Source organism: Streptomyces sp. NRRL S-920, assembly GCF_000717945.1.
GTDB classification, from domain to species: domain Bacteria; phylum Actinomycetota; class Actinomycetes; order Streptomycetales; family Streptomycetaceae; genus Streptomyces; species Streptomyces alboniger.
Genome location: NZ_JODF01000112.1, coordinates 1 through 6,917, shown reverse-complemented (window position 1 = coordinate 6,917; position 6,917 = coordinate 1). Strand labels below are relative to the sequence as shown.

Annotated in this window: 8 protein-coding genes; 6 read left to right on the top strand and 2 right to left on the bottom strand. The window is 72.5% G+C overall.

Annotation, left to right across the window (positions count from 1 at the left end):
- The 4 genes from IG54_RS0136810 to IG54_RS0136795 form a co-directional block, all read left to right on the top strand.
- Positions 1–574: biotin/lipoyl-containing protein (locus IG54_RS0136810; RefSeq protein ID WP_030795402.1), on the top strand; the 574-nt coding region annotated here is incomplete at its 5' end.
- A 293-nt stretch (positions 575–867) separates the two neighbouring features.
- Positions 868–1,755 carry a hypothetical protein gene (locus IG54_RS0136805; protein WP_030795399.1) on the top strand — a complete coding sequence of 296 codons (888 nt, stop codon included), beginning with the start codon at positions 868–870 and terminating at the stop codon, positions 1,753–1,755.
- The gene (locus IG54_RS0136800; RefSeq protein WP_030795397.1) at positions 1,755–1,934 is read left to right on the top strand and encodes a hypothetical protein; all 180 of its coding nucleotides are present in this window, start codon (positions 1,755–1,757) and stop codon (positions 1,932–1,934) included. The genes IG54_RS0136805 and IG54_RS0136800 overlap by 1 nt, the downstream gene beginning before the upstream one ends.
- Before the next feature lie 122 nt (positions 1,935–2,056).
- A complete protein-coding gene (locus tag IG54_RS0136795) occupies positions 2,057–2,620 on the top strand; it encodes a TetR/AcrR family transcriptional regulator (protein WP_030795394.1) in 564 nt (187 codons plus the stop codon).
- Positions 2,621–2,661: 41 nt separating this feature from the next.
- Here the strand turns inward: IG54_RS0136795 and IG54_RS0136790 are convergent, their stop codons facing one another.
- Complete coding sequence (locus tag IG54_RS0136790; protein ID WP_078594971.1) at positions 2,662–3,633, bottom strand: DeoR/GlpR family DNA-binding transcription regulator; 972 nt, start codon at positions 3,631–3,633, stop codon at positions 2,662–2,664.
- 176 nt (positions 3,634–3,809) lie between these two features.
- Complete coding sequence (locus IG54_RS0136785; RefSeq protein ID WP_030795390.1) at positions 3,810–5,258, bottom strand: NAD(P)H-quinone dehydrogenase; 1,449 nt, start codon at positions 5,256–5,258, stop codon at positions 3,810–3,812.
- 120 nt (positions 5,259–5,378) lie between these two features.
- Here IG54_RS0136785 and IG54_RS0136780 point away from each other — a divergent pair, with 120 nt between their 5' ends.
- Positions 5,379–5,816, top strand: a complete 438-nt coding sequence (locus tag IG54_RS0136780) for a gamma-glutamylcyclotransferase (RefSeq protein ID WP_030795388.1) — start codon at positions 5,379–5,381, stop codon at positions 5,814–5,816.
- 169 nt (positions 5,817–5,985) lie between these two features.
- Positions 5,986–6,810 (top strand): purine-nucleoside phosphorylase, encoded by an 825-nt coding sequence (locus IG54_RS0136775; protein ID WP_030795386.1) that lies wholly within the window; start codon positions 5,986–5,988, stop codon positions 6,808–6,810.
- The last annotated feature ends 107 nt before the right edge of the window (positions 6,811–6,917 follow it).

Here is a 6,917-nt window from a genome sequence, read left to right as displayed (position 1 = left end):
GCGGGCGCTGGCGGAGTTCAACGTGGAGGGCATGGCCACCGCCATCCCCTTCCACCGTGCCGTCGTCAAGGACCCGGCGTTCGCACCCGAACTGACCGGCTCCAGCGAGCCCTTCACGGTCCACACCCGCTGGATCGAGACCGAGTTCATCAACGACATCCCGGCCTTCACCGCACCCGCCACCGACACCGAGGCGGACGAGGAGCCGGGCCGCGAGACGGTCGTCGTCGAGGTCGGCGGCAAGCGCCTTGAGGTCTCCCTGCCGTCCTCCCTCGGCATGACGATCGCGCGCACCGCCGCGGCGGGCGGCGCCCGCCCCAAGCGCCGCGCGGCCAAGAAGTCCGGCCCGGCCGCCTCCGGCGACACCCTCGCCTCGCCCATGCAGGGCACGATCGTCAAGATCGCGGTCGAGGAGGGCCAGGAGGTCAACGAGGGCGACCTGATCGTCGTCCTGGAGGCCATGAAGATGGAACAGCCCCTGAACGCCCACCGCTCGGGCACGATCAAGGGCCTCACCGCGGAGGTGGGCGCGAGCCTGACGTCCGGCGCGGTGATCTGCGAGATCAAGGACTGACCCGGCCCTCGGACGCCGAGGAACGGAACACCCGCGGGGCCGGGCTGGTCGATCCAGCCCGGCCCCGCGGGCATCCCGCCCCACCTCCCGGGCATCTCAAGCCGCCCCCAGGCATACCGAGCCCGCCCGCGCGGGTATATCAAGCCCGTCCGGCGTTCGAGGACGTACTCGGCGGAGCCGGTGACCGACCGAGCCGCGACGCGGGACGCCGCCACCAGCACCCCGCAACCACCCCGCCCCCGCCCCGCGTCCTCCCCACATAGCCGTAGAGCCGAAGACCACGGGGGGCTTCAGTGACACGCACAGGGGACTTACTGGCACTGGCGGCTGCCGCGGGCGGCATCAGCGGCGGCGGATGGCTCGCGGCGAGCGCGGGCGCCGGGGAGCGTTACGAGGCGGGACTCGTCCTGGGCCTGGTCGCAGGCCTGTCCCTGGCACTGTTACGCCGCTTCACAAGGCTGCCGCCGGGCCCGCGCCGCCGCCCCCGCGTCTTCACCCTGCCGCGGCCCGCGCCCGACTGGCGCGCCCCGCTGCCGGACCCGCACGGCGACCCCGAGGTCCTGCGGCCGTACGCCGGACAGCGCGCGCGGCTCCTGAGCGACGCCTCCGCGCTCGGCTGCTCGCTGCGCCACAGCTGCACGCTGGCGCCCGGGCTCCGCGAGCAGCTCGCCTCGTACGCCACCACGGCGTCGATCCAGGCGAGCAACTCCACCCTCCACCCCGCGGGCGACGGCGGGCCGGGAAGCCCCGACCCCGCCTACGACGCCGCGTACGCCCTCGGAGAGCTGATCGCGGCCATCGAGTTCAGCCGCATCGGGATGCGGGCCGTGGAGGCGCTGGTGACCGAGCGGCCGCTGGTGCCCGACCCGCCCTGCTACTTCAACCCGCTGCACGACCGCGGCCACGCGCGCGTGGCGCTCCCCGGCGCGGCGTCCGGCGAGGTCGCCGTCTGCCACGGCTGCGCCCGGGAGCCGGCCCCGCTCCTGGTGCCGTCGGCCGCCGGTCCCGTGCCGTACCTCGACAGCGACGCCGTCGACCCGCGCTGGCGGCTGCTCGGCTACGGCGCCGTGGCCCCGGACGACGGCGCCACGATGATCGCCGCGGCCCACGACGGCTTCCGCGCGCCGCCGAGGAGCGCGTGCGGGAGCGGTGGCAAGACGCTCCGCGCGAAGGTGAGTTGATGATCATGGGAGAGCTGGCCACCGGGGTGCTGAGCGGACTGCTCGTCGGCACTTGTGTCACGTACCCCCTGGTGCTGTGGCTGGTCCGGAACCTGCGCGGCGGGTGCCTGCCGCCGCACCCGCGCGAGCGCAGGGCGAGGGCGGAGCTGGAGGCCTTCTTCGGGGGCCGGGAGCCCTGACCTCCACCGATCGCGGCGCCCGGGCAGTGGCATCCTTGAAGGACGCGTACGTTCACGAAGGGTGCGGGATGACGACCGGGATGGACCAGCAGGCGAGCGCGGCGCGGCACTCCACGCGGGCCATGCGGTCCGACGCGCGCCGCAATTACGACCGGCTGCTCGCGGAGGCCCGCGCCGCCTTCGCCGAGCACGGCACCGGCACGTCCTTGGAGGACGTGGCGCGCCGCGCGGGCGTCGGCATCGGCACGCTCTACCGGCACTTCCCCAACCGGCACGCGCTGATGAGCGCGGTCTGGGAGGACGCCGTGAGCGATCTCCTCGCGCGCTCGCACGCCCTGCTCGACGACCCGCAGCCCTGTGCTGCGCTGGTGACGTGGCTGCGGGCCATCGTCACTCATGCGGGTGAGTACCGCGGCCTGTCGAGCGCGCTCATGTCCGCGTCGCACGACGACAGTTCGGCGCTGGCGCGGTGCAGCAAGCCCATGCGCGAGGCGGGCGCGGCCCTGCTCGCCCGCGCGCAGGAGGCGGGGGCCGTGCGGCCCGACGTCTCCATCTCCGACCTGCTCCAGCTGACCAACGCGATCTCGCTGGCGGCCGAGGAGACGCCGGACGACCCGGAGTTGGCCGACCGCCTGCTGATGCTGACCCTGCGGGGCCTGAAGGCCGACGGGTGCACGGGGCCGTAAGCCTCCTGCCGCCTGCCCCGTACGCCGGCCCCGCCCCGCGGTCAGCGGCGGCGCAGATCCGCGACGCGGGCGGCCCGCTCCCCCGGCGGCTGCTCCCCGAGGAGCGCGCTGCGCAGCTGCTGGCCCGGCCCCGCCCCGTGGTTGCGACGCTGGCCCGGCAGGGGCACGTCCCGGCGCGGCTGGCGCCCCGGCTGGACGGAATCGGCGCCGGGCCCGGCGCTAGGGTTCGCGGAGCCGCCCGTCACCGCGATCTGTACGCCCTGGTCCGCCAGGGCCTGGAGTTCCGTGGCCGCCCGGTCGTCGTGCGCCGGGGGCTCGTCCGTGACCAGGCGGGTGATGACGTCCGTCGGCACGGTCTGGAACATCGTGTCGGTGCCGAGCTTGGTGTGGTCGGCGAGGACCACGACCTCGGCCGCCGCCTGGACCAGCGCGCGGTCCACGCTCGCGGAGAGCATGTTGGACGTGGAGAGGCCGCGCTCGGCGGTCAGACCACTGCCCGACAGGAACGCGCGCGACACCCGGAGCCCTTGCAGGGACTGCTCGGCCCCGCTGCCCACGAGGGCGTAGTTGGAACCGCGCAGGGTGCCGCCGGTCATGACGACTTCGACCCTGTTGGCGTGGGCCAGCGCCTGGGCCACCAGCAGGGAGTTGGTGACGACGGTCAGGCCGGGCACCCGCGCGAGCCGTCGGGCCAGCTCCTGCGTGGTCGTACCCGCCCCGACGACGATGGCTTCGCCTTCTTCGACGAGTCCCGCCGCGAGATCGGCGATGGCCGTCTTCTCGGCGGTCGCGAGATGTGATTTCTGCGGAAAGCCGGACTCCCGCGTGAATCCGCCCGGCAATACCGCACCGCCATGCCGGCGGTCGAGGAGTCCTTCTGCCTCCAGCGCGCGCACGTCCCGCCGTACGGTCACTTCGGAGGTCTGGACGACGCGGGCGAGCTCCCGGAGCGATACCGCTCCGTTGGCCCGCACCATTTCGAGGATCAATTGGCGACGTTCTGCAGCGAACACGAAACTGACAGTAACCCCAACGACCGTCTGCTTTCAGCAGTTTGCGCCGAATAACGGAAGTTGTTCGCACGGCAGACCACCAAGTGGTATAGGTGCCTAGTTACTCCGCCTATGCCGTGCAAATGGGTGACAACAGTGCGTGACCTGCGAAGCGTTGAATCGGGCCGCCGTAGCGATCAGCTCTCGCCCGCCGTCTTCCGCGAGTGGAGTTGACGCGCCACCTCGGCGATCGACCCCGAAAGCGACGGGTACACGGTGAACGCATTCGCGATCTGCTCGACCGTCAGATTGTTGTCGACCGCGATCGAGATGGGGTGGATCAGTTCCGATGCGCGGGGCGCGACGACCACGCCGCCGACCACGATGCCCGTACCCGGACGGCAGAAGATCTTGACGAATCCGTCGCGGATGCCCTGCATCTTCGCGCGCGGATTGCGCAGCAGCGGCAGCTTGACGACGCGCGCGTCGATCTTGCCCGCGTCGACGTCGGCCTGGCTGTAGCCGACGGTCGCGATCTCCGGGTCCGTGAAGACGTTCGCGGAGACGGTCTTCAGGTTCAGCGGGGTCACCGCGTCGCCCAGGAAGTGGTACATCGCGATGCGCCCCTGCATGGCGGCGACGGAGGCGAGCGCGAAGACGCCGGTGACGTCACCGGCGGCGTAGACACCCGGGGCGGAGGTCCTGGACACCTTGTCGGTCCAGATGTGCCCGGAGTCCTTGAGCTTGACCCCGGCCTCCTCCAGGCCCATCCCGCTGCTGTTCGGGATGGCGCCGACGGCCATCAGGCAGTGCGAACCGGAGATGACGCGCCCGTCGGCGAGCGTGACCTCGACGCGGTCGCCGACGCGCTTGGCGGAGGCGGCGCGGGAGCGGGACATCACGTTCATGCCGCGCCGCCGGAAGACGTCCTCAAGGACGGCGGCGGCGTCCGGGTCCTCACCGGGCAGCACCCGGTCACGGCTGGACACCAGGGTGACGTTCGACCCGAGCGCCTGGTAGGCACCGGCGAACTCGGCGCCGGTGACACCGGAGCCGACCACGATGAGTTCCTCGGGCAGCTCGTCGAGGTCGTAGACCTGCGTCCAGTTCAGGATCCGCTCGCCGTCGGGCAGGGCGTCCGGGACCTCGCGCGGGTGACCGCCGGTGGCGATGAGCACCGCGTCGGCGACGAGCGTCTCCTCGCTGCCGTCGGCGGCCCGCACCACGACCTTGCGCGAACCGTCGGTCTCCTGCTGGCCCTCAAGACGGCCCCGGCCGCGCAGCACGCGCGCGCCCGCACGCGTGACGGAAGCGGTGATGTCGTGGGACTGCGCGAGCGCGAGGCGCTTCACACGGCGGTTGACCTTGCCCAGGTCCACGCCGACCACGCGCGCGGGGGTGTCGATGTGCGGGGTGTCGTCCGCGACGATGATGCCCAGCTCCTCGTACGAGGAGTCGAAGGTGGTCATCACCTCGGCCGTGGCGATCAGGGTCTTCGACGGCACGCAGTCGGTGAGCACCGACGCCCCGCCCAGACCGTCGCAGTCGACGACGGTCACCTCCGCGCCGAGCTGGGCGGCCACCAGGGCCGCCTCGTATCCGCCGGGTCCGCCGCCAATGATCACGATCCGAGTCACGTACTCCATTGTCCCGCACGCTTCGAGGTAGGGACGCGCCGGGGCCCACCGTCCGTGCGAACGCCCTCGTCCGGGCGGTCCTCCCGCCGCGGAACCTGCGTCCTTGATTGCTGCCGTACCCTCGACGTCATGTCGCTCTACGCCGCGTACGCCGGCAATCTGGATCCGCGGCTCATGTCACGCCGCGCCCCGCACTCACCGCTGCGCTCGACCGGCTGGCTGACCGGCTGGCGGCTCACCTTCGGCGGGGAGCACATGGGGTGGGAGGGCGCGCTCGCGACGATCGTCGAGGCCCCCCGCTCCCAGGTCTTCGTGACCCTCTACGACATCGCCCCCATGGACGAGGATTCCATGGACCGCTGGGAGGGCGTGGGGCTCGACATCTACCGGCGCATGCGGGTCCGCGTGGACACCCTGGAGGGCGAGGAGCCGGCCTGGGTGTACGTCCTCAACGGATACGAGGGCGGCCTCCCGTCCGCGCGCTACCTGGGCGAGCTGGCGGACGCGGCGGAGTCGGCGGGGGCGCCGCACGACTACGTGATGGAACTCCGCAAGAGGCCCTGCTAGCCGTAACCAGCCCCCTAATCCAGCCCCCGCCGGCTCTCGCTCGCCGCGCATCGGCGCCCCTTCGCCGCCCCCGGCGGCGCTCCCTTGTCGGAAACGACAAGACGACGGGGAGAATCCCGTGAGCATCGTCATCTACGCGCGTAGGCCGTAACCCGCTACCCTCGTCGGCGTGAACGCTTCAGTTATTCCGGACGACATCCAGGGCGACCCGTACGCCGCCGCCGACGCCGCCGCCGCGCGCCTGCGCGAGCTGACGGGCGCCGAGACCCACGACGTCGCCCTCGTGATGGGCTCCGGCTGGGCGCCGGCCGTCGACGCGCTGGGCGAGCCCGAGGCGGACTTCGCCGTCACCGAGCTGCCCGGCTTCCCGCCGCCCGCGGTCGAGGGGCACGGCGGCCGCATCCGGTCCTTCAAGATCGGCGACAAGCGCGTGCTGGTCTTCCTGGGCCGCACCCACTACTACGAGGGCCGTGGCGTGGCCGCCGTCTCGCACGGCGTCCGCACCGCCGTGGCCGCCGGCTGCAAGACGATCGTGCTGACCAACGGCTGCGGTGGCCTGCGCGAGGGCATGCGTCCCGGGCAGCCGGTGCTGATCAGCGACCACCTGAACCTCACGGCGACGTCCCCGATCGTCGGCGCGAACTTCGTGGACCTGACGGACCTGTACTCGCCGCGCCTGCGCGCCCTGTGCAAGGAGATCGACCCCTCCCTGGAGGAGGGCGTCTACGCGCAGTTCCCCGGCCCGCACTACGAGACGCCGGCGGAGATCCGCATGGCCCGCACGATCGGCGCGGACCTGGTCGGCATGTCCACGGTCCTCGAAGCGATCGCCGCGCGCGAGGCGGGCGCGGAGGTCCTCGGCATCTCGCTGGTCACGAACCTGGCCGCGGGCATGACGGGTGAGCCGCTGAACCACGAGGAAGTCCTCCAGGCGGGGCGTGACAGCGCTACGCACATGGGCGAGCTGCTCGGCAAGGTCCTCAACCGGATCTGACGGGGGCGTCCAGGGCGGGCCTCGCGTCCGTCGCCCCGTACCCCGCGCCCCCGCCAGGTCTCCGGCGCTCCGCGCCGGGCTCCCCCACCCACCCACCCGTTTACCCC

Bases quoted from the DNA above. Each gene is read 5' to 3' on its own strand.
- IG54_RS0136800 (WP_030795397.1), top strand. From the start codon at position 1,755: ATGATCATGGGAGAGCTGGCCACCGGGGTGCTGAGCGGACTGCTCGTC.
- IG54_RS0136795 (WP_030795394.1), top strand. From the start codon at position 2,057: ATGCGGTCCGACGCGCGCCGCAATTACGACCGGCTGCTCGCGGAGGCC.
- IG54_RS0136785 (WP_030795390.1), bottom strand. From the start codon at position 5,258: ATGGAGTACGTGACTCGGATCGTGATCATTGGCGGCGGACCCGGCGGA.
- IG54_RS0136780 (WP_030795388.1), top strand. From the start codon at position 5,379: ATGTCGCTCTACGCCGCGTACGCCGGCAATCTGGATCCGCGGCTCATG.